The 21,071-nt window shown below is 66.9% G+C and carries 21 protein-coding genes, 1 tRNA gene and 2 pseudogenes; 12 read left to right on the top strand and 12 right to left on the bottom strand.

Annotated features, from left to right (window positions below):
* Window positions 1–63 precede the first annotated feature (63 nt).
* Window positions 64–1,011 (top strand): LysR substrate-binding domain-containing protein, encoded by a 948-nt coding sequence (locus ACIHFE_RS14145; protein ID WP_400106172.1) that lies wholly within the window; start codon window positions 64–66, stop codon window positions 1,009–1,011.
* A gap of 232 nt (window positions 1,012–1,243) precedes the next feature.
* Entirely contained in the window at window positions 1,244–1,801 is a 558-nt protein-coding gene (locus tag ACIHFE_RS14140) for a DUF1579 family protein (protein ID WP_400106170.1), read from the top strand.
* Window positions 1,802–1,896: 95 nt separating this feature from the next.
* On the opposite strand, the gene ACIHFE_RS14135 is transcribed toward ACIHFE_RS14140, so the two are convergent.
* Together ACIHFE_RS14135 and ACIHFE_RS14130 are read right to left on the bottom strand one after the other, a co-directional pair.
* Window positions 1,897–2,559, bottom strand: a complete 663-nt coding sequence (locus tag ACIHFE_RS14135; RefSeq protein WP_400106168.1) for an aminotransferase class I/II-fold pyridoxal phosphate-dependent enzyme — start codon at window positions 2,557–2,559, stop codon at window positions 1,897–1,899.
* 143 nt (window positions 2,560–2,702) lie between these two features.
* Window positions 2,703–2,857, bottom strand: a tRNA-Pro gene (locus tag ACIHFE_RS14130).
* Window positions 2,858–3,100: 243 nt separating this feature from the next.
* On the opposite strand from ACIHFE_RS14130, the gene ACIHFE_RS14125 reads away from it, so the two are divergent.
* A complete protein-coding gene (locus ACIHFE_RS14125) occupies window positions 3,101–3,445 on the top strand; it encodes a hypothetical protein (RefSeq protein ID WP_400106166.1) in 345 nt (114 codons plus the stop codon).
* Here ACIHFE_RS14125 and ACIHFE_RS14120 read toward each other — a convergent pair.
* Window positions 3,442–3,774: pseudogene (locus tag ACIHFE_RS14120) on the bottom strand (transposase); the annotation flags it as partial. The gene ACIHFE_RS14125 and the pseudogene ACIHFE_RS14120 overlap by 4 nt on opposite strands.
* Before the next feature lie 140 nt (window positions 3,775–3,914).
* Between ACIHFE_RS14120 and ACIHFE_RS14115 the strand changes: the two are divergent.
* Window positions 3,915–4,250, top strand: a complete 336-nt coding sequence (locus ACIHFE_RS14115) for a trypco2 family protein (RefSeq protein ID WP_400106996.1) — start codon at window positions 3,915–3,917, stop codon at window positions 4,248–4,250.
* Window positions 4,251–4,436: 186 nt separating this feature from the next.
* Window positions 4,437–6,914, top strand: a complete 2,478-nt coding sequence (locus tag ACIHFE_RS14110) for a tetratricopeptide repeat protein (protein ID WP_400106164.1) — start codon at window positions 4,437–4,439, stop codon at window positions 6,912–6,914.
* Window positions 6,915–7,334: 420 nt separating this feature from the next.
* On the opposite strand, the gene ACIHFE_RS14105 is transcribed toward ACIHFE_RS14110, so the two are convergent.
* Together ACIHFE_RS14105 and ACIHFE_RS14100 are read right to left on the bottom strand one after the other, a co-directional pair.
* The gene (locus ACIHFE_RS14105; protein WP_400106162.1) at window positions 7,335–7,874 is read right to left on the bottom strand and encodes a hypothetical protein; all 540 of its coding nucleotides are present in this window, start codon (window positions 7,872–7,874) and stop codon (window positions 7,335–7,337) included.
* A gap of 125 nt (window positions 7,875–7,999) precedes the next feature.
* The gene (locus ACIHFE_RS14100) at window positions 8,000–8,221 is read right to left on the bottom strand and encodes a hypothetical protein (RefSeq protein ID WP_400106160.1); all 222 of its coding nucleotides are present in this window, start codon (window positions 8,219–8,221) and stop codon (window positions 8,000–8,002) included.
* Window positions 8,222–8,398: 177 nt separating this feature from the next.
* On the opposite strand from ACIHFE_RS14100, the gene ACIHFE_RS14095 reads away from it, so the two are divergent.
* A complete protein-coding gene (locus ACIHFE_RS14095) occupies window positions 8,399–9,322 on the top strand; it encodes an FkbM family methyltransferase (protein WP_400106158.1) in 924 nt (307 codons plus the stop codon).
* A 154-nt stretch (window positions 9,323–9,476) separates the two neighbouring features.
* On the opposite strand, the gene ACIHFE_RS14090 is transcribed toward ACIHFE_RS14095, so the two are convergent.
* Entirely contained in the window at window positions 9,477–9,857 is a 381-nt protein-coding gene (locus ACIHFE_RS14090; RefSeq protein WP_400106156.1) for a hypothetical protein, read from the bottom strand.
* A 17-nt stretch (window positions 9,858–9,874) separates the two neighbouring features.
* The gene (locus ACIHFE_RS14085; protein ID WP_400106154.1) at window positions 9,875–10,432 is read right to left on the bottom strand and encodes a hypothetical protein; all 558 of its coding nucleotides are present in this window, start codon (window positions 10,430–10,432) and stop codon (window positions 9,875–9,877) included.
* A gap of 723 nt (window positions 10,433–11,155) precedes the next feature.
* On the opposite strand from ACIHFE_RS14085, the gene ACIHFE_RS14080 reads away from it, so the two are divergent.
* A complete protein-coding gene (locus tag ACIHFE_RS14080) occupies window positions 11,156–12,079 on the top strand; it encodes a hypothetical protein (protein ID WP_400106152.1) in 924 nt (307 codons plus the stop codon).
* A 534-nt stretch (window positions 12,080–12,613) separates the two neighbouring features.
* Window positions 12,614–14,197, top strand: coding sequence for a trypsin-like serine peptidase (locus ACIHFE_RS14075; RefSeq protein WP_400106150.1), 1,584 nt, complete (start codon window positions 12,614–12,616; stop codon window positions 14,195–14,197).
* Window positions 14,198–14,369: 172 nt separating this feature from the next.
* On the opposite strand, the gene ACIHFE_RS14070 is transcribed toward ACIHFE_RS14075, so the two are convergent.
* From ACIHFE_RS14070 to ACIHFE_RS14060, 3 genes are all read right to left on the bottom strand, one after another.
* Window positions 14,370–15,155, bottom strand: a complete 786-nt coding sequence (locus ACIHFE_RS14070) for a hypothetical protein (protein ID WP_400106148.1) — start codon at window positions 15,153–15,155, stop codon at window positions 14,370–14,372.
* Window positions 15,152–15,916 (bottom strand): GntR family transcriptional regulator, encoded by a 765-nt coding sequence (locus ACIHFE_RS14065; RefSeq protein ID WP_400106146.1) that lies wholly within the window; start codon window positions 15,914–15,916, stop codon window positions 15,152–15,154. The genes ACIHFE_RS14070 and ACIHFE_RS14065 overlap by 4 nt, the downstream gene beginning before the upstream one ends.
* A 479-nt stretch (window positions 15,917–16,395) precedes the next feature.
* Window positions 16,396–16,677 (bottom strand): hypothetical protein, encoded by a 282-nt coding sequence (locus tag ACIHFE_RS14060; protein WP_400106144.1) that lies wholly within the window; start codon window positions 16,675–16,677, stop codon window positions 16,396–16,398.
* Between the two features lie 115 nt (window positions 16,678–16,792).
* Here ACIHFE_RS14060 and ACIHFE_RS14055 point away from each other — a divergent pair, with 115 nt between their 5' ends.
* Window positions 16,793–17,548 carry a GntR family transcriptional regulator gene (locus ACIHFE_RS14055; protein ID WP_400106142.1) on the top strand — a complete coding sequence of 252 codons (756 nt, stop codon included), beginning with the start codon at window positions 16,793–16,795 and terminating at the stop codon, window positions 17,546–17,548.
* Here the strand turns inward: ACIHFE_RS14055 and ACIHFE_RS14050 are convergent.
* Complete coding sequence (locus ACIHFE_RS14050) at window positions 17,538–18,296, bottom strand: glycosyltransferase family 2 protein (protein ID WP_400106140.1); 759 nt, start codon at window positions 18,294–18,296, stop codon at window positions 17,538–17,540. The two genes, ACIHFE_RS14055 and ACIHFE_RS14050, sit on opposite strands and share 11 nt — an antisense overlap.
* A gap of 5 nt (window positions 18,297–18,301) precedes the next feature.
* Window positions 18,302–19,090: a GntR family transcriptional regulator gene (locus ACIHFE_RS14045; protein ID WP_400106138.1), complete on the bottom strand. Its 789-nt coding sequence runs from the start codon at window positions 19,088–19,090 to the stop codon at window positions 18,302–18,304.
* Window positions 19,091–19,455: 365 nt separating this feature from the next.
* On the opposite strand from ACIHFE_RS14045, the gene ACIHFE_RS14040 reads away from it, so the two are divergent.
* The 3 genes and pseudogenes from ACIHFE_RS14040 to ACIHFE_RS14030 all read left to right on the top strand — a co-directional run.
* The gene (locus ACIHFE_RS14040; protein ID WP_400106136.1) at window positions 19,456–19,830 is read left to right on the top strand and encodes a hypothetical protein; all 375 of its coding nucleotides are present in this window, start codon (window positions 19,456–19,458) and stop codon (window positions 19,828–19,830) included.
* Between the two features lie 89 nt (window positions 19,831–19,919).
* On the top strand, window positions 19,920–20,219 hold the full coding sequence (locus tag ACIHFE_RS14035) for a hypothetical protein (RefSeq protein ID WP_400106994.1): 300 nt from the start codon (window positions 19,920–19,922) through the stop codon (window positions 20,217–20,219).
* Window positions 20,216–21,050: pseudogene (locus ACIHFE_RS14030) on the top strand (hypothetical protein); the annotation flags it as partial. The gene ACIHFE_RS14035 and the pseudogene ACIHFE_RS14030, both read left to right, overlap by 4 nt.
* Between the last annotated feature and the right edge of the window lie 21 nt (window positions 21,051–21,071).

Here is a 21,071-nt window from a genome sequence, read left to right as displayed (position 1 = left end):
TCACATAGGATCGGCGTGTTCTGAGCCTGTCAGGAAGCCCCCGGTGCTCCATAACATCCGCGCATGGATCTGGAGGTACGGCATCTGAGGGTGATCTGCGCGATAGCGGAGGCCGGGAGCATCACCCGGGCCGCGGCCTCGCTGCGGATGACCCAGCCGGGGCTCAGCGCCCAACTCCGGCGCATTGAGCGCCGGTTGGGCGGCCTCATCTTCGACCGGTGCCACACCGGCGCCGTACCCACCGCCTTCGGCGAGCTGGTGCTCGCCCGGGCCCGCGCCATCCTGCCCGGTGTGGACGCCCTGCTGGCCGACACCGCCCGCCTCACCCGCCGCTCCACCCCCGAACGCATCCGCATCGGCTCGGTGGGCGCGCCCCTGCTGGCCGACCTGGTCCTGGCCGTCCGCCGGATCCTGCCCGGCGCCCAGGTGACGGCCCGCTGCCGGTACGCTCCCGCGCCGTTGCTGGCCGACCTGGCCGCGGGCCGACTGGAGGCGGCCGTGGTCGGCGACCATCCCGGCCATGAACTGACCGCGCCGCCCGGAGTGTTGCTATGCCCCCTGGTCACCGAGCCGGTCTTCGCCCTGCTCCCCGCCGGGCACCCGCTGGCGGCCCGGGAGAGCGTTCGGCTGAGCGCACTCATCGACGAGGACTGGGCGGTACCCCGTCCCGACAGCGACCGCACCCGCGAGTACTGGTCCACCGTGTTCGCGTTGATGGGGCGTCAGCCGCACACCCCCTATGAGGCCGGGGGCCGCCAGCTGATCGAGCTGATCCGGGCCGGCCTGGCCGTCACCCTTTGCCAGGCCACCTTTATCGAAGCCCCCGGCACCACCGTCCGTCCGCTGGCCGGCAACCCCCTCTGGTACCGCCACCTCCTGGCCTGGCCCCAGGACGGCCCGCTGGCCCCGCACGGCGAGACCATTCTGCGGGAGGTGGCACAGGGCTACCTGGGCGCGGTCACCGGGCCCTATGCCCGCTGGCGGGAACGCCATCCGGGGCCGACGGGGTGACCGGCCGCCGAATATATCGCCGGACGCTCTCCGCACAACAGTGATGTCCGGTCGACAGGACACCGGAAAGTCCTGGCAGTAATTCCCGCCCGGCCGGCCGGGACAACGAAATGGCGTCCACCCGTATATCCATGAGAGGCACGACGTGTTACCGTCCGGTGCGCGTCGATGTCTTGAATATGCCTGACCGGAAAGCGACCGCTCAATGCGGAGCGCTGAGGAGGAACATTCAATGCCGATAAAAGGCAAGTTGATGAGGCTGGCCGTCATGGGTGCCGCGATGCTCGCCGGGGCGGCGCTGGGCACCCCGGCCGCGCACGCCGCGGATGTGCCGCCCGCCCCCGCGCTCAAGCCGCTGAGCATGTTCTCCGGCGCCTGGAACTGTTCCGGGGCCGCAACCGGTCCGGATGGTTCCAGAACCGAGTTCAAGACTTCGGTGACTGTCGATTTCATCTACGGCGGAAATTTCCAGCGCTGGCAGGAGGTGAGCTCCATTGCCGGCACCCCGGTCGGCACGGCCGAGTACACCTGGGGCTGGGACGCCCGGCATCACAGATTTACGGTGGATTCAATTGACAGCTTTGGGCACCATGCCGTGCAAACGGCGCCCGCCTGGTCCGGGAACTCGTTCGTCATAAAGGGAACGCTGTCCCAGCCGGATGGCAGTTCCATTCCCTCTCGCGTCACATTCACCAAGACCAGTGCCAGCACCTTTACCGTAAAGGATGTGGTCTGGCTCGGTGCGAAGAGGACGAAGCCGGCGGTGTCCGAGTCCTCCTGCACCCGATGACGACCGGGAAGCCGGCTGCCTCCACAGACGCCCTGAACCAGCCGCTTCAGCGGCCGCTGCTCCAGGCGAAGGAGTAGGGGAGGCGGAGGTAGTTGTCATGGGCTCCGGTCGCATCCGTTGTGGCGCCCGGGATGACCTCCGCGCCATGGCGCAGCGCTACCTGTGCGTGGATCCGGGCGTCCGTGCCCCGAGGCAACCGGACCCATAGAACGGAGCCTCCGTACGGTGCCTGCCGGCGCCGGCCCGGAAGCCGCTCGGCCGGCAGCCGGGTCATGGTGGGGCCGTTCGCGGAGGATGCGGTTCCGCTCGGGGGCGAGGGCCGCCGCATGCGCGCTGTCCTCAAGGATGGTGACGCCGTGTTCGGCGGCGATCTCGGCCCCCAGTCGACGGCGTCCGGCGGACATCAGGGTGCCGGTGGGCTTGTGGTGGGCCGGCATGAGGCAGAGCAGCGTGGGCCGGTGTTCGGCGAGCGCGGTGGCGAGCCGGTCGATCCTGGTGCCGTCGGAGTCGAGTTCGACGCCGGCCGGCCGTGAGCCGGCCGCTCTGAGGACATCCAGGCAGCCCGGCCACCCGGGGGGTTTCACGACCGTGGTCGACCCGCGTCCGAGGTACAGCCGGGCGCTCAGGGCGACGGCCTGGGTGGCGCCGGTGGTCACCAGCACCTGGCCGGGCACGGTCGGGAGGCCGTGCGCGGTGTGGTGGGCGGCGATCGCCGCCCGGTTGGCGAGGTGCCCGGCATCGCCGGTGGCCGTCCTCAACCAGCTCCTGCAGGAGCGGCTGAGGGCACGGTAGACGGCGCCAGGGAGCGGGGTTCCAAGATCTTCTCCCAGAAGCCTCCGGAAACGAGTCAGGGCCACCTACTAGTTACCTAGTAGGTGGCCCTGACCTGCTGTTACAGCTGTCGGGGTGGCGGGATTTGAACCCACGACCTCTTCGTCCCGAACGAAGTTCGGGCAAGGGGCTGAGCTGGTTGGTTTGGCGTCGATGCAGGTCGGGGTGTTGGTATGCGTTGGTTCTGCTTGGCGTGGAGTGGATAGGTGCCCTTGATCCACTCCCTGCGCACTCCCCGCCGGGCCCTGCCCTGATGAGTCCGTAACAACATCTGACTATGCGTCAGGAGGACGGCTAGTCTGGAGGTACTTCCCTGAGAACAGGAGTGCTGTCATGGTCGCAGCTCCAGTGCCTCAACCCCCTCCGGGAAAACCACGTTTCGTTGCGTTTGTCTATAGATCCGTCAGCGGCTGGAAGGCGGTAGCCGAGTCTCCGTACCGTGAACCTGTCGACTACGCAGTGGCGTTGATGATTCAGACCATGCAGTTCCATGGCGAGGCGCCGGTGATGGAGCTATGGGGGCCGGATGAAGCCGGCCAGGGCTGGGAGCGGCTTCAGGGCATCACGGCACCCTCGGGTGCGGTCGCCACTCAGGAGTCCACGGAGCTAGCACAGCAATCGAGAAGAACGAGTGCACAGGCCGAGCGGTTGAGGGATCGCCGATATCAGTTACTGGCATCGGCGCTCGCTCAAACCATGCGCACCGGGCTTGGTGACGCCGACCTGCGGGCTATGGAGCAGCTTGCCGAAACGGTCGAGGAAGAAACGGTACGCAGAATTGGCCAGTGGCTCGCTGCCGCTAAGAGCTCCTAACGCAACGCCGTTCGCAGGCGTCGCCAGCAGATCAGCGAGCAGACGAGTTTGAGGAAGGCTTCGTGGATGTCATCCCGGGTTTCCCAGCGGATGCGCAGGCGGCCGAACCAGTGCAGCAGCGCGATCGTCTGTTCCACGACCCACCGCTTGGTTCCCAGCCCTGAGCCGTGGCCGGTGCCGCGCCGGGCGATGACCGGCTTGATGCCCTTCGCCCAGACCTGGCGGCGGTAGCAGTCGTGGTCGTAGCCGCGGTCGGCGTAGACCTCCTTCGGTCGCTTGCGGGGCCGGCCGCGTTTGCCGCGGATGGGCGGGACCGCTTCCAGCAGCGGCTGCACGAGGTGCTGCTGGCCGAGTGTCCGGGGGCGGGGTGCGGACCTGGGGCAGGGGTTGGCGGGTTTGGCTGCGGGTGGCGGGGTGGTCGTCCTACGGTGGCCGTGTTGATGTGACTATGCGTCGAAGTGGGGTGGGCATGGTGGATATTCCACTGGTGGATGCGGTGGCAGCGGTGCGGGATGAGTTGATCGCGGCGGCAGCAGTGGGCGGGGACCATCTGGATGTGGTGTTCGCGGTGGGACCGGTGGAGATGGAGTTCGAGGTCGAGGTGCGGGCAGACGCGAAGGCGAAGGCCGGGTTCAGGTTGTGGGCGGTGGGCGCGGAGACGGAGGCCGGGGCCTCGCGCGGCCGCACGCACCGGGTGTCGTTCACGCTCACGCCGAAAAACGTCCACGGCGGTGACCTGCTGGTCAGCGGAGCGCCCGACCGGCCGTCCGGCCCCGGGGACAATTCGAGCCGCATCCCGGACTAAAACTGGGCATCCCTGACAGGCCGTCCCCGGGTCGGGACGGGCGGTTTCCGGCATGTCTCGGGGGTTGAGGTGGAGCGGGCGCGTCTGACGGGAGTAACCGGGCCCGGTGGTCCCGGGTCGGGGTATGCGGTGGGCGGGCGGCTGGTGCTGACCTGCGCGCACGTCGTTGCCCAGGCGGGTGAGCGGGTGGAGGTATTCCGCCCCGGCGGGGAGCACGCGGTGAGCGGGGTGGCGGTGTGGTGTGGCACGCCGGGCGGTCGGGATGACGCCGCGCTGGTTGTCGTCGACGCAGACCAGTGGTGGCAGCCGGCCGCGGGGGCGGTGCGCTGGGGGCGCATGGTGACGGACCGGCCCGGCACCTCATGCGAGGGCTGGGGTGTGCCGGAGGTGGCCCAGCGGTCCGGGGCCGCAGTGGAGGCCGTCCAGTTGAAGGGGCGGGTGAACCCCGGCAGCGGGTTCGTCGGCAACCAGTATGTGATGGATCTGCTCCAGCACCCCCCGCAGTGGCCGCAGGCTGGCTCCTCTCCGTGGGGTGGCCTGTCGGGGGCCGCGGTGTTCTGCGATCGCCTGCTCACCGGTGTCGTCGCCTCCGACCGTGCCTACTTTGGCCACGGGCAGCTCAACGTTGTGCCCGCCTACGTCCTCCACCACAACCCGGACTTCCGCACTGCCCTCGCCGAGCACGCCGGCGCCGCCAGCGGCCTGGAGGCGGTGGAGTTCCAGCACCTCGCCGACCCAGCTCCCCCCACGCCCGGGGGCGCACTGCGCTCGGCCGCGGCGCTGCTGCAGGCCGGACGGCAGGCCGTTCCCTTCCACGGCCGCGAAGACCTGATCGAGCGGCTGCGGGCGTGGTGTGCGCTGGGCGGGTTCGGGGCGTGGCTGTTGCACGGGCCTGGTGGGCAGGGCAAGACCCGCCTCGCCCACCACCTCGCCGACCTGCTGGCCGCCGACCGGTGGGCCGTGCTGTGGCCGCGCCCGGACGCCACCGCCGACCAGCTGCGGGAGATCCGGCATGCGGCCAAACCGCTGCTGGTCGTCCTGGACTACGCCGAGACCCGCACCGGGCAGCTCACCGCCTTGATTGAGGCGGCCGTCGAGCACCCTGGCACGACGCCGCTCAAGCTCCTGCTGCTGGCCCGCACCGACGGCGACTGGTGGACCCGCGCGAAGAACAGCACACGCCTCACCCAGGACTACCTCGACACCGCCCCCGTCCACCCCCTGCCCCCGCTGGAGGGCAACCCAGCCCACCGGCCTGAGGCCTACCGCCGGGCCGTCCGTGCCCTCGCCACCGTCCTGCCCCGCGTCCACGGATACGCCGGGCACGACTGGCCGGCCGCGGCTTGCACCCTGCCCGTACCCCGGCTCGACCAGGAGGCGTACGGCAACGCGCTCACCCTCCACATGACCGCCCTCGCCGACCTCCTCGACACCACCGAGCCGGCCGTGGCGGCCGCGGATGATGCGGTGCGGCAAGCGGCGCAGGGGGTCGAGGACAGGCTGCTCGGCCACGAGCACCGCTACTGGGAGCAGACCGCCACCCTCCGCGGCCTTCTGCCCGCACTCACCCTCGACACGCTCAAGGCGGCGCTGGCCGCGGCCCACCTGGTCGGCGCAGCCGACCGCGAACAAGCCGACCAGACCTGGCGCAGGCTCCCGGCGCTGGCCGACCAGAGCCGGGACCGCCGCGACGCGGTCACCGCCTGGATCGCCGCCCTCTACCCCGCAACCATCCAAGGCCAGCTCTGGGGGATCCTCCAGCCCGACCGCCTCGCCGAACGCCACATCGGACGCATCCTCGACACCGACCCCGCCCTCGCCGGGCGCCTCCTCAACGACGCCGACCACGCCCAGACAGCCCAGCTGCTGACCACCTACAGCCGCGCCGCCGCCCACCCCGTCTTCCAAGGGCGCCTCGCTGCACACCTGACCGGCCTGTGCAAACGCCACCGCCGCCAACTCGCCGGCCAGATCATCACCACGGCCGTCCAGACCGACCACCCAGCTCCTCTCATCACCGCCCTCGACGCCATCGCTACCGACTCCACCGTCGCCCTCGACGATCTCACCACCCTGGACGGCAGTTTCCCGCAGTCCAGTCGGCGCCTTGCCAACTCGGCCGCTTGCCTCACCCAGACCATCACCAACCACTACCGCGTGCTGGCCGAGGCGAACCCGGAGGCCTACCTGCCCGACCTCGCCATGTCCTTGAACAACCTCTCCGTCCGGTTGGGTGAGGTGGGGCGGCGGGAGGAGGGCCTGGCCGCGATCCGGGAAGCCGCCGACCACTACCGCGCGCTGGCCGAGGCGAACCCGGAGGCCTACCTGCCCGACCTCGCCATGTCCTTGAACAACCTCTCCGTCGATCTGGGTGAGGTGGGGCGGCGGGAGGAGGGCCTGGCCGCGATCCGGGAAGCCGTGCGCATGCGCCGCGCGCTGGCCGAGGCGAACCCGGACGCTTACCTGCCCGACCTCGCCGGTGCCTTGAACAACCTCTCCGTCCGGTTGGGTGAGGTGGGGCGGCGAGAGGAGGGCCTGGCCGCGGTCCAGGAAGCCGTGCGCATCCGCCGCGCACTCACTGAGACGAAATATCCCGAACTGTTCAAAGCCTCCCTACAACGCTCGTTGAGAGTGGCTGCCTGGCTTGAATCTCTTCCGCAGTAGCCGGTCGGCGGTATCGCTGACCGAGCGACAGGGCCGCGGCTGGGCGCTGATGCTGCTACGTAGACTCGCCATGCGCTATTGCCGCCTGCCCATCGACCGAGCCGTACCTCACGCACGTTCGAGTGAATTCAACTGAATCCACGACAGCTTTCACAAGTTCACCAGTGGCTCCGGTTCGAGCTGCCGCAGTGGCTCTACCTGTCGAAAACACCACGGACCGTTCAGGCGTGCCTGGGCCGGACGGGTTGCAGGCGTACCGGGCCGGACGGTGGACCGGGCCACCCAGGCGCGCACGGGCCCAACGCGGCCGACACCTAGTTGTGTTCTATTACGGGGGCCTGATTCTGCAGAGCGGCGAGCGGGTGAAGCATCGGGGGAGCGGTGGCTGCGACGGAGTGACTGCGGTGACGCCCCCATGCTTCAGCCGCTCGCCGCCGCGCCGCCGGCGCCGGTCTGGGTGGGGGGAAGCAGAAGGTCCCTCTCGGGATGGTGCTCGCCCGTGACGTTGCCGTGGACTCCGAGGTCTGCCCGGGCCGCGTCGTGGAAGGTGTTGATGGCGCGGAACGTTGCGCGATTCCGTTGGCGCCACTCCTCCAAGGTCCCCGTGGTCTTGCCCATCGCCTGCCAGTCGACGTCCAGTGCGGCCGCATTCAGCTCGTGAGCGGCCTCAACCACGCCGTCGCCGCCCAGCAGCATCACCCGTTCGAAAGCGCGTCCGCGGACGTGGCCGGCTTCCGCCATGTCGGCCCTGATCTCCGGCTCGCCGCGTCGGCTCTGCCGGAGCCCTTCGCGGTGCTCGTACAGCTCCACGGCGAGGAAAATGCTGGCTCGCATGCGGTCGACGTAGTTCGCGTAGGCGTCGAGCTTCTTCTCGTCCCACCGCGTCAGGAGCTCGTGCCGCTTGCGGCTCCGCTCCGACAGGGCGTTGGTCAGGTGCGTCGTAAGACCGCCGAGTAACACCGCAGAGATCGTTACGAGTTGTTCGGCGGCCCCCACCCCGGTCCCCCAACGGACGAAGTCCTAAAGATGACCAGAGGATCCTACGAGTCGATCAGGGCGGGTGGACCGGTCACTTTCGGACGGATTCACGGAGCCTGCGGAGGCGTTGGCCACCGCCGTAGCTGCCGGGTGAACCGCCGCACGGTCACCTCTTCGCAGATCCAGGGCGTGAGGTAGTAGCCGACAATGGTTCCTGCCGAGAGGGCGAATGTGACCCATGTGCCGATCAGTGCTTGGCCCAACAGCACACCGCCGACGAGCAGTAGTCCTGCGATCGTTAATGCCAGTCTTTGCTCTTCATCCAGCATGTATTACCCCCAGTGATTGCGAGCCAACGAGGCTAGATCGAGTTCCCCTGCTGTGCTCGCCAATCGGGGGAATGTCCTGATCTGTCACCCCTGTGCCGCAAAGCATTGGCTGAGTAGCGTGTCGTCCGGCGTGGTCTCCCGGGGCGCCCCGACGTTGATCGCGAAAGGTAGCCGTATATGAGCAACCTCGTGGTGGAGGCTCTGATATCTGCCGGTCGACGGTATATCCGCTACGCTCCCGGCTCGTTGGCGAAGGCGCCACTGGCTGCCCGAATCCTGAACCCGTTACTGAGGGATTTTCCTCGTCAAGAGATCGTCCGGTCCGCCGACGGAGTCAAATACCTCGTTGACACCCGAGATCTCATCCAGCGCTATATCTACATGTTCGGCGTGTGGGAACCCCACTTGACCTGCTGGCTTCGGCGCAGGCTGCAGCCCGGCGACACTTTCGTTGACGTTGGCGCCAACGTCGGGTACTTCAGCCTGCTCGCCGCACGACTCGTAGGGGCGGACGGGCAGATAGCGGCCGTCGAGGCTTCACCGTTATTCCACAGGCGGATGCTTGAGCAGCTGGAGCTCAACGGTTTCAGAAATGTCCGGGCCGTGAACGCCGCAGTGGCCGACGTTCAGAAGGAGCTGACCTTCACTCTTGCCAGCTCCCACAACCTTGGCGCAAACAGCATCGTGCCGTACGACGGGGCGATTGAGTCCAGCTTCTCCATTGACGCCAGTCCACTGCCTGATGTTCTGACGCTGGCCGAGATCGTAACTGCTCGCCTGATCAAGATCGATGTCGAGGGTGCAGAGGGAGCGGTCGTTCGAGGTATGTCGTCGATGATTGGCGAGCTGCGGGACGATGCGGAGATCGCCGTTGAGGTGGATCCACAGCGCATGGCCAAGTTGGGGGACTCAGTCGATGAGTTGCTGAGCACATTCAGCGAATACGGTTTCCACCCCTACCGACTCGTCAATGATTACTCTCCGGCCAGCTACCCGGTCGCACTGCGTTGCCCACTACCGTGGCCGGAGCGACTGCGCGGGCCGATCACGGCCGAGACTGAGGTGCTGTTCTCCCGCATTGATGCCGATCGGCTGTCGTAGCGGTGCCGATACGGCACACCGTGTTGACTCAGTAGCCGAGCAGGGGACGGCCATGGCGTGACCAACATCCGGTCCGGGGCAGGTGAAGGGAGGGCCTGAACCCGTTGTCTGCTACGTGGACCCTCCCTTTGTGCCGAAGCGCTGGCCACTGTGTTCAGCGCGCGTCGGATTCCGCTGCCAATGCCATGACGAGGTGGTATCCCCCGGCCAGGTCGATGTCGGTCCGCTCTCGGAGCAGTTTGATGGCCGAGTCCTGGTCTTTGTTGTGCAGCAGGTTCGTCATCTCGCCGATCAGGCGGGCGTCGCACTGGCGCAGTGCATCAACTGCCTGCTGGTAGTTGGTGGGCAGCCTGTGGCCCTTGACGAGCAAGTCCACAGCGACGGGAGCCACATGGAGGCCGAGGCTGGACTCCTTGCGCAGTCGGCGGACAGCCTGGGCCGTGCGGCCTTGACCCGCTAGAGCCTTCGCCTCGTCCTGTGCTTCCTGTGCGACCGGTGTGATCAGAGCTGTCGTGCGTGTCTTGGTACTCGTCATGAGATGGGGGCTCCCGGTCAGCGGCACTGCTTCCTTATCGAGTCAACACCGAGCACGGCCGATGCCAAACCGCCAAGGGTAGAGCCCAGTTCGCTGATCTTCTCCTCGCCCCTGGCGACGCGGATCAGCAGGTAGGCAGCCTTCTTCACGCCTCCGGCCTTGCTGATGAACTTCTTGAGCTTGAGGACCTTGACGACGGGAACCGAGCCGCCGGCGACGGCGGCGGTGATGGCGGCCACGCACTTGGTGGTCTGCCACCAGCCGGAGGCCACCGAGCCGTCCTTGTCGGCAGGGAGGTGTTCGGCCAGGTAGGCCTGGACTGCCGCCTCTCCCTGTTCCGCGACGCTGTCGGGCATCTCGTTGATCACGTCCAGCGCGGCCACGAATCGTTGCCCGTCAGCCGAGTCGAGTTCGTCCTGGGCCGCCATGGCTGCGGCCGGGTCGGCGGGGGCAGCAGCCACCGACCGTTCTCGGGTGTTGTGTTCGGCCGCCGTGGCGGCAGAGGAGAGTCCGGTGCTGAAGATTGCCGCCGTGGCTATGGCAGCCGTCACCGTGGTCAGTCTGGCGATTCTCACGATCTTCTCCCGCTGCTGTAGCCCTGGCTGGTGAACCCGGGCTCTGTGCGACGTCACGCTGGTCGAGTGGGACGCCGTTGGACGGTAGTGATCATGCGAGAGAGGGCAGCGGGCTTGGAACCCTCGCGGGGCGTGCCAGCCAAGATCGGCTGGATTGACATCGCCGTTGTCCTGATGTCTTCAGCCGCCTGTGTCGGTCAGGCACGTGGAGGCGGCCAGGGCGGGACATCAGCGGTATTTGGGCAGTGCAAAGTTCAAGTAACTCAGGGCGGGCTGGATCCGTGAAAGGTCTGTACGGCCAGGCGCGGACATGGCATGATCATTTCGACTCGTCGCGGCTTCAGCATGGTCTGAGGTAGCGCAATTCGGCACGGGGGCTGGGGAGTCGGGGGGAACGACTGTGAGCACCAGTAGGAAACGCCGGGATGTGCCTTGCAAGGCATCTAACCAGCGCCCTGCAACCGGAATTTGCTTGGTGGCGGTGTCAGCCGGTCTTCAGACCGCTGGGGATTCCGCTATCGCACGTGGGTTATCCGCCAGGGGCCAGGCGACGCAGGTGGCGGACCGATCGGCGCCGGCCGCTGCCGGAACAGCCAAGGGAGCCCCTCGTCCTTCTCGTTTCGGGGACCGTCAGGAAATCGAAGTGGGCAATCTCTTTGCCCTTCCCCGGGCCGGGAGGCTCTGATGTACCGTCCCGGCCGTCTGCCCGCGTCCGCTACTGCTGTGGCATCCGCGCTGCTCCTCTCCCTGACGCCGGCCCATGCGGAGACGCCCACACCCTCAGCTCCCGCTTCGCCGACCGCTCCTTCGCGGCCACGGCTTGAAGTGTTCGGCCTGGGACCTCACGGGCACACGCCGGTGCAGGCCGGCGGTATCGCCGCCGTCCACCTCAGTGGAATGCCCCCCGGCTGGGACAAAGCCACCATTGAAGCCCGGCCCGCCGACCCCAACGATCACCTGTCATATTTCTTTCCCAACTATGAAGTTGTGCCGCGCGATAGCCAAACGACGGAGAGCGCAAACGACTACGGTCACTATACGACCGATTATCCGGGCCGATATGTGGTTGTCGCGATCTATCACGGACGGGACATCGCCAGCACTGAGGTGACGGTAAAAGGCAGACCGTATTCCAGCTACGTCCGTCGCTTCGACATCTACCCCCGCTATACGCGTGACCCCGTCGACTCAGTGGAAAAAGCGCATTGGGTGCGTCCAGGTGCACAGGCAGCCGTCTCCCTTGCCGTCCGCAACGACGAGGCCGGAACCCTGCAGGCACGGTCGCCGGCTTTCGAGCACCCGCTGGCCCTGCGCATGCACACCAGTGATGACCCAGATCTCCGGGAGGACGCGGAGAATGGGCCCCACGTGTATGCGGGGCATATCCAGTTGCGACAGAACCTTCCCGAGGGTGTCTATCCGGTGACGGTGTCCTCGCACGGAGGACGGCAGAGCGTGACGCAGAACCTGATCGTCTCTGCGAAAGCCGAAGATCCGCCGCCTTCGTCTTCCGGCTCGTCCGAGCCATCGGCGTCCAGCTGGTATGTCCCCTGGCTATGGACTGGCCTCGCCGTCGTCTCCGCTGGCTTGGTGGCAGCCGCCATCCGCGCGGCCCGCGCCCGTCGGCGCAGGGGCCCTGCGGCCTGAACCCTCTTTCCCCGTGCCTTGCGGACCGGAAGCTCCCGGCCCGCAAGCCATTTTTGACGAGCCCGAATTCCTTGTAGGTGCTCGCTTTCTGAGCCTTCCCTGAAAACAGAGAAGGCGTAATTCCAACGAAGAGTGAAACCTATGTCATTGCACGGAGCGCGCCTCCGGCGTGCCGTCATGGCCGCAACAGGTCTCCTTGTCCTGGCCGCCGGCCCGGCAGCAGCCGCAGGCACACCCACGTCATCCCCGCGCGAGATATCGAGCCCGCCGTCGTCCAAGGCTGCCCCGCTTCCGGGTGACGCCACCAGGGCTGCCGCATCCTCTGCCCCGAACTCCGCGTCATCGGCGTCCCCTACGCAGGACGCTTCTGCTGCCCCGACGGATCCTGCGCAGGACGGCACGGACGGTGACGCGGAGGCGGAGGATCTGAGCCGGTTCTGGACACCGGAGCGCATCGCCTCCGCCACCGACCCCTCCGGACGGCCACCCGTGCCGCCGACCGAGGAATCGACCCCGGGCCCTACGGGTCCGGGCGTGGCTGCAGGCGACAAGGCTGATCACTTCGGCGGCATGAAGTCCGTCGGCACGCTCTTCGGCCTTGATGAGAAGAAAAAGGAACATTACTGCTCGGCCAGCGTGGTGAAAAGCCCAGGACGCAACCTCATCCTGACCGCAGGCCACTGCAAACTGAGTGGAAAAGTGGGTTTCGTGCCCAACTATAATGGTGTGGACGTCCATTCCCTGCCGTACGGAATCTGGCCGGTGAAAGACTGGTTCATCTATCGGCAATACAAGCATAACGATCAAACCGTCGTCTCTGACCTGGATTTTTCGTTCGCAAGCCTGAAGTCGGTCAAAGGCAAGAACGTGCAGGACGTGGTGGGTGGTAATACCCTCGCGCGGACCAATAGTTTCAAAAATAACGTCACGATCGTTGGCTATCCCGATGCTGGCCGTCACAACCCGAACGACATGCCGGTCAAGTGCAACACCAAGACATGGCCGCTATCCGGGTACAACCAAATGCTGATCGACTGCGCTGGCATGTGGGGCGGCGTGTCGGGAGGGCCCTGGTTCTCCGAGATCCACGACGACGGGACCGGTGTGATCATCGGGAACGTCGGCGGCTTCAACGGGGGCGGCATCCTGGACAAAAAAAGCCCGATGTATGACCGCATCACCTACAGCCCGATGCACCAGGACTACTTCTTCCGCCTCTACGACGACGCCCAGCACGGCCGCCACCCCAACTACGGCAACTACCAACAGCCCAGCGTCCCCTACACCATGGGCGTCGCCAGCACCTGGAAGCACGCCAAGCTGATGGCCTCCGGCGACTTCAATGGCCGCGGGCGCAGTGACATGATCGTGGTGTGGACCGACGGTGAAGTCACCCTCTACAACAGCGACGGCCACGGCGGTTTCAACGGCGAGCGGCAGCTCGTGGCCAAGGACAGCATCTGGACACACGCCGAAGGAATCACCGCCGGTGACTTCACCGGCTCCTCCCAGTTCGACCTGATCGTGCGCTGGTCCGATGGCGAGGTCTCGCTCTACGGTGATGTCGGCTCCAGGGGCCTGAACTGGGACGGCACCTCGATGGTCAACCCGAAAACGGACAAGGCCGCGGCCGAGACCTGGAAGCATGCCACCCAGATCACCGCGGGCCGCTTCAACGCCGACAAGTACGTCACCGACCTGATGGTGCGCTGGTCCGACGGCGAGCTGACGCTCTACACCAACGTCGGGGCTGAGAAGAAGTTCGCGGAGGAGCACAAGCTCAAGGACTCCAACAAGGCCTGGGAGGACGCGACCTTGCTGACCGCGGGCGAGTACAGCGGAAACAGCAAGTGGGACCTGCTGGTGCGCTGGAAGGACGGCTCGATCAACAGCTACGTGGGCACCACCGTCAACGGCCTGGGCGCCACGCACACCGTCCATGGGGGCAACTTCAGCACCTGGACCCACAGCACCGTCATGACCACCGGTAACTTCACCGGCAACGGCCGCACCGACGACCTCGTCATCCGCTGGTCCGACGGCGAAACCTCCCTCTACGAGGACACCGGTGCCGAATACCTCGGCACGGAGCACACCCTGGTCCCCTCTTTCGGCTGACCCTCCGCATCGGCGTCCTGTTCTTCTCGTGCGCCGGTCTGTCGTCAAGGCGTACAGCCTGGTGATCAACGATGAATTTATGAGGCCCCGCGCCAGCGCAGGAGCGCTGGTGCGGGGCCTCACCGTTTCTGATCAGATGCTGCCCGGGCCTGTCGTCCTGGCTACGTAACGGCTACGGGTGGACTTCCCGCAGATGCCTGCCCATGAGCGTGGTGAGCGCTTCCGCCGCGCTGTGGTCCCCTTGCTCCAGTGCTTCCAAGCGCTCAGCCTTGATGCGGCGGCATTCGCCGCAGGGCCGAGCCCGTCGGACTTCGTCGTCGGTTGCAATCCGGATGTCGTTCGGCAAGCAGGGCCATTCCCTGCCTCCGTTGAGGGGACGGAGGTGTACGACACCGTCCAAGGTGTCCATGACCTTGCCAACCCTTCCGTCTCGTTTGTCGACGACCAGGGCGCCTGTGGCGTACATGGGCGGCGTATCTGCCATGTCTGCGGTCTCCGTGTTCCCCGCCGGGCGGGAGCTTGGATTTCCTGGCATGTCTTCGAGGATTTGGCCGTAGTGGTTACCGGGGTCTTCTGCTGGCGGTTGATCACCGGCGGAGTCGTGAGCATCGGGATTCGCCTCGTCCCGAGGCCGTGAGCGCAGCCGCGCGCCGCGGCTTTTAGCGACGCGCAGGACCTCACCGAGTGATTCGACGGCCCGCACAAGGGCGTACCGGAGTTGTGCACTGCCGGCGTTCGGATCTTCGAGTACGGCTTTCGCGCCTGCGAGCACATCAGCGCCGCAGCGTGTCTGTGCCGCTTCCACCTCGTCCGCGATGCGGACCAACGGGCTGCTGAAGTTGCTCTGGCTCAGGTAACACGGCTCGCCGTCAGGCTTCGACCATGGGAGGAGCCGCAGTTCGGATTGGTCGAGCTCACGGCTGGCCAAGCGGCGTTTGTTGTTCGGTGAGTTGGTCATCCGGCAGACTCCAGCTCCATGGTGCGGGCGCGGGTGCAGAAGACGGCCTCCGCACGAGAGCTGGGCATCACGAGAACCGAGCCCTCCACGATGTGGCCGGCGTCGTCGTAGGAAGTGCGCTCTACGGCGAGCACCGGCGCGGTCGTGCGCATGGCCTTCGCTTCTTCGGTGGTGGGCAGCCTGGCGGTGATGCGATCTATGGTCGACACCACGTGCACTCCGGCGTCGGAGAGCATCTGTCGAATGTCATCACCCCAGGGAGACAGCGCCGGTTGGGGAGCATCCTGGCCCTGCAACGGCAGAGCTGCGGAGGGGAGACCGAACCGGGCCACCTGGTGGGGTACGTAGACATGGGCCACGCTCGCCACCGATCGTTCATCTGAACTGGTGAACACGTACTCCGATACCGCACTGCCCAGGTCGATCTGCAGGAGCGAGGCAATGGCGTCAGACGCCTCAGTTGTTGAGCCGTATGCCGCGACTTTCAACTTGGGGTGCAGAGGGCCCTGTTGACGGAGCAGGTAGCGGTTGCCGTCGTATGTCAGGCGCTCCCGGGGCTGGCGGACGTAGTTTCCACTGCCGTGGAGCTTTTCGATCAGCCCCTCGGACTGGAGCACCAGCAATGCCTGCCTCAACGTGGGCGTACTCACCTGATAATGAGCCGCGAGGCTTGCTTCGGCGGTCAGTCGGTCTCCAACGCTCCACTCGCCCTCAGTGATACGTCGGCGTAGATCGTCGGCGATGGTGTGGTAGCTAGGCATGGTGGCTGGTCAGCCCTCCTGGCCGTGGTGCTGGCCGTTGCTTCGGTGGCAGGGGCACTGGCACGGGGTGCAGCCCAGTAGCTGGAATTCGCCGGCGAACTCAGCCTTCGCCGCCTCGCACGTGGCGTGGTTCCCTAACGTGCACGGGAAGGACCTGCTGGGCAGGGCGGCATCAGCACGTTTCGACATGAGCGCACCTCCGCAGCTGCTCGATGTGCCGGCATGAGCGGGGGTGGGAGAAGCGGCCGCCGGTCGTCCAGCACGCGCGACCCAACGAGCGCGACGTTCCCTCAGGCGGCAGGGGCCTGTGCCGGTCTCGTTGTGACGGCCTTCGGGGGAGGGAAGCCGTCCGGGCAACTGGCCCGGAAACCAGGCGCTTTGTGGGCGTGCACCAACGGTGACGCCCCGGGGAATGAGCGAAGTGCCGCCTAGCCCAGGCGGCGGCTCGACGGATAACGTCGAACACACTGATCAGCTCCTCATAGCTGACGGTCGTGCCCCCGGGCAGTTCTGGCTGCCGCGGGGGTGTTCTTGTTGACGGCGGCCCATGCGAAGCAGCCGCTCTTGCTGCCAATGGCGAACCCCCACCAGTCGGCCAGGGCGAGTGCCGCTAAGAACTGGCGCCATGGCTCGGCAGGGACCTGGTCCGGCACCTCCGTCTCGATGCGAGTGTGGTCATCGAGGTCGGTCACCTGGGGAGCGAAGCCGGCGGCGGAGAGACGAGCGGCGATGTCCTGGACTCGTTCTGCGGGCGAGGGCACAACGCGTTCCTCCGTCGCCGGGATCACCGCCACGCATCGGCCACCTAGATCAAAAGCTGGGCGCCCAGATGCAACCTAGGCGCCCAGACTAGAGCTAGGGGCCTAGATTTTCCATATGCGTGAGCAGCCGCCATACCTTCGATTCGCTGACGTGCTCCGGAAGCGCGTTGAGGGCCAGGAGTGGATGCCGGGTGAACGCCTGCCGTCCCGCGCGCAGTTGGCTCAAGAGTGCGGCGTGAGCGAGGGTGTCGTTCGCCGTGCTCAGGAGGCGCTCATCGAGCAGGGCGTCCTGACCGGGCGCGCAGGCTCGGGAACCTATGTTGCGGAATACCGCCAGCGCGTTCGGCTGGTGCGTTCGCCGGATCGTGAGCGGGCGGGGGAATCGCCGTTCCACGTTGACATGGCGGCGTTGGGCAAGCGGGCGACTTCGGAGACGCGGACGGACGGGATGGTCCCCGCGCCGCCGGATGTCGCCGCGCGTCTCGACATTTCAGAGGGGGACTACTGCGTACGCACCACGTATGAGTTCCTGGCGGACGGCAAGCCGGTGCAGCTCATGGTGAGTTGGGAGCCGTACAGCATCACGGCCGGCTCACTTGTCGTGCTGCCTGAAGGCGGCCCGTTGGCGGGCAAGGGCGTGGTCCGCCGTATGGCAGAGATCGGCATCACGGTCAGTCGGGCCGAGGAGCGGCCTGAGGCTGGACATGCCGATGCCGAGGAGGCGAACCTCCTCGGCATTCAGCGGGGCGCCTTGGTCATGCGGATTCGGCGCACCTACTTCAGCGATGACGGGCGGCCGGTCGAGACGGCTGACATCGTCGTACCGACCGCACACACCGAGGTTGTGTACGAGGTGCCGATCAAGCCGTAGCTGGGTAGCGCCAGCGGTGGAACGCCAGCGCTCGTGCGCGCGCTTCGATGACCGCCATGCGAGTTTCCCGTTCCATGGCGTCCGTGTGGGCACCCTGGGCGGTCGCCTGGCCGGGGTGCTTGCGGTAGAGGAGCCCCACCTCGCGGCTGAACCAGCCGCGGCTGACAGCATCCAGGGCGAGCAGGAGCCCGGTGTCCTCGCTGGCCGGCAGAGCCATCCAGCCGCCGAGGGCCAGCAGCAGTTCTCGCCGGATGCAGAGGGTTGCCGGGTGCACCTGGGCCCTGTAGTTGTGCGCCCTCCAGTGCTCCAGCACGGCCCCGCGCTCGATCGGTCCGTCCTCCGGGTCCTGGTCGAAGCCGAGGGTGGAGCCGTCAGGGAGCAGGTCCAGGACCCGAGAGGTGGTCCAGCCGATGCTCGGGTCACCTTCAAGGACCGCCAGGTCCCGTGCCAGTGCGCCGGGGGCAAGCTGGTCGTCCGCGTCGAGGATCTTGACGTACTCGCCATCGGCAACGGCCAGGGCCATCGTCCGGGCGACGCCGGGGCCGCCGCGCCGCCCCTGGCGGAAGGTCACCTGCGGGTCCTGAGGCACATGCGGAGCGACGTCTTCGCTCTTGCCGTCCTCCTGTATGACCCAGTGCCACTCCCAGCCGTCCGGGAGCTCCTGTTCACGGATCGACTTGTAGGCATCCTGCAGGTAGTGAGCGGACGGTGCGTGCACCGCGGTGACGATGATGATGCGCCGGCGCACGGCACTCACCACCTTTCCAGGGGAGTGGTGAAGAGCAGTTCCGTGCGGTCGCCAGGCAGCGTGATGTCGGACAGCTCAACAACGCGGTCATTGGTGTCGTACGAGGTCTTGCGAATCACGAGGACGGCCGTCCCCGGTGGCAGCTCCAGCTCCTCCGCCTCTTCCGGTGTAGGCGGACGGGCGGTCACGTGCTCCTCTATGCGGTCCAGCTCGATGCCAATGGTGAAGAGCTGGTTCTGAGTCCCTCCCGGCCATGGCTCCCGCGTCTCGTCCAGGAGGTCCGGGTTCTTGGCGACCGTGCTGCGGACCAGGTACGAGGTCACCAGGGCAAAGGGGGCGCGCTCGGCCGTGTAACGGGTGCGGTACGTCCGCTCGAGGAGGGGTTCACCTTCGGCAACGCCGAAGGCTTTCGCCAGGTCCCCGCTCGCTTCGATCTCGCGGTAGTCAGCGTGGAAGGACAGGTCGTTCACCTGGAGGCCGGTGTCGTGCTCCGTCGCACCGGTGCGGGCCCGCTGCTCCTCCGGCTCGCGAGCTCGGCTCTTCTCCCATTGGTGCCTGAGGTTGGTCCGCACCACTCGCGTACGGGGCTGGCGGACGAACGTACCGCGGCCGTGCTGCTTTTCGATTAGCCCTTCGTCACGCAGAAGGCGCAATGCCTCGCGGACGGTCGGGACGCTCCGGCCGTAGCGCTCGGCGAGCACGGTCTCCGCGGGAAGGCGCTCGCCAGGCCCTAGCTGACCTGCGCGGATGGACTGTCGGATCTCATCAGCGATCCGCTCGTAGACCTTCGCCATGGGTGCTCACCGTCCCGTTGAACTGACGACCCTCAGCATACGACTCCTAAAGAGGACTTGACGACTCGACGAGATCCACGCCATAGTCTCTGCAACTCCTAAAGAGGACTTGAGGACAAGACCTCTTTAGGAGGGTGCGCGCCTGGAGTGCCTGCTTAAGGGCCGGCCGAGGGGAGCGTCCGTCGTTTGAGAACTGCACAGAGTGCCTGGATGAACGAGTGCTTTTGATCTCCGGTGAGGCCCGTGTGAACGGGCGTCACCGGAGGTGATGACCACTCGTCTCCGACTGAGTGGTCTCCCCGACGTGACGGTGGCGGGTCTGCCCCGCCGCCACCTCCTGCCTCTGATCCCACTGGGGGGGACCTATGAAGCTCGCAATAGGCGATGTTGTTCGGCTGTTGGACGACATGGCTCTGGGTACCGTCACCGGGTTCTCGGGTGACGGCAGCAACCGTTTCGTTGTCGTGACCGACGCCGGCGGAATGCTGCGTTACGCGCGAGCGGGGCAGCTTGCCCTTGTGGCTCGCCACCTGCAGCCCATGACTCGGGGGCGCCGCATCGTTGGCGGCTTCGCCTTCGCTATCGCGCTGCTGATGACGTATGTCGCGGTCCGGTCTGCTCGGGAACTCGGCGCGGACTGGGCTCTCGCCTTCCTGTCCGGCCTCGGTGGCTACACCGTCATCGCGGTCGCGTACCGGTGGTGGATCCGTCTCACGGGATCGCGGCGCGTGCGCGTCTGAAAGTTCGTCAGTCCAGTGGTGGCAGCCGACGGGTCAAAGGAGCCTGCCGCCGCGGACTCTCTCATCCCATCCAGGACTTGGAGAGATCCATGCGCACTTATGTCGGTGCCCGAGAAGCCGCAACTCCTGCGGAGGGCCAGGAACTTACCCTCGGATTCGGCGAGGACTTCGAGGAACTCTTCGCTGGCCGGCCGGACGAGTCGGCCGAGGAGCGAGCGGCCCGCAAGGCGGCCGCACGCGACATTCTGGCCGAGCTGCAGGAGCACAGCGACGCCGACGAGATCGCGTTCCTGAACGCGCTGTATGCGGCGCAACTCAGCAATAACGCCGTGGTGATCAGGAGTGAGGCTGCGTCTCCGCTGAGGTGCTGGGCGGGGAAGGCGGCGTGATCGCCCCCGCGATCCCCGACGGCTTCGCCCAGCCGGCGTACGTCATCCCAGCCGCGGTGCTGAGTGTGTGGTGCCTCTGGCGCGGCATGCGAAAGCTCTGCAGCAGTACGGCCCTTTCAACCCCGGCGGTCCGGGTTGCGGCGCTCGCCGCGGTCGGCTGCACCGCGTACAGCGGTGATACGTCTTGGCGCTTCGCTGCCGACTACTTGCACATGAACAGCACCACCGAGCGTTCGGCGATGTTCGCGGCCGCTGAGCTGGCGCTCTTCGCCACCGCGCTCATGGCCCGGCAGAACCTCAATGGTCCGAGCGGGGCTCCCGGCGTGCCGGGGATGCTGGTTTGGGTCATCACAGGAGTGCAGGTCATCCCGGCGTATGCCGAGTCAGGGCCGGTCGGGGGCACGGTTCGCGCTCTGGTGGGGCCGGTCATGGCCGCCATGCTGTGGCACCTCGCCATGGGCATCGAGCTGCGGCACCGCAAGCCGGATGCGGAGTCCCACGGTCTGGCCGCTGTCCTGGGGCGAGAACTGCGGGAGCGTCTCCTCTCGCGTCTCGGCATCGCCGAGCGCGACCGCGACGCCGCGCAGATCACGCGTGACCGGGCAACGGACCGCGCGGTCGCCTTGGCTGCTCGGCTCGCTGATATGACGGCCGAGCAGCGTGAGAAGCGGAAGGGGCGGAGGGTCAGCCATCGACTGTCGGCGGCGGTGGCCCGAGCTTCGGTAGGCACCGACCATGGACAGCGCCACAGGCTGCTTCAGCAGCTCGCGGCACGGCGCCATGCCGCGGGGCTGGCCACGGTCGAACTGCCTGCACCGTGGGGAGCCGCGGGTCCGGATCCAGTGGTGTCCG

It is taken from the genome of Streptomyces sp. NPDC052396, from assembly GCF_044593195.1.
In the GTDB taxonomy this organism is placed as follows: domain Bacteria; phylum Actinomycetota; class Actinomycetes; order Streptomycetales; family Streptomycetaceae; genus Streptomyces.
Note: the sequence above shows the minus strand (reverse complement) of the source record. Positions and strands in the feature narration are given on the sequence as shown.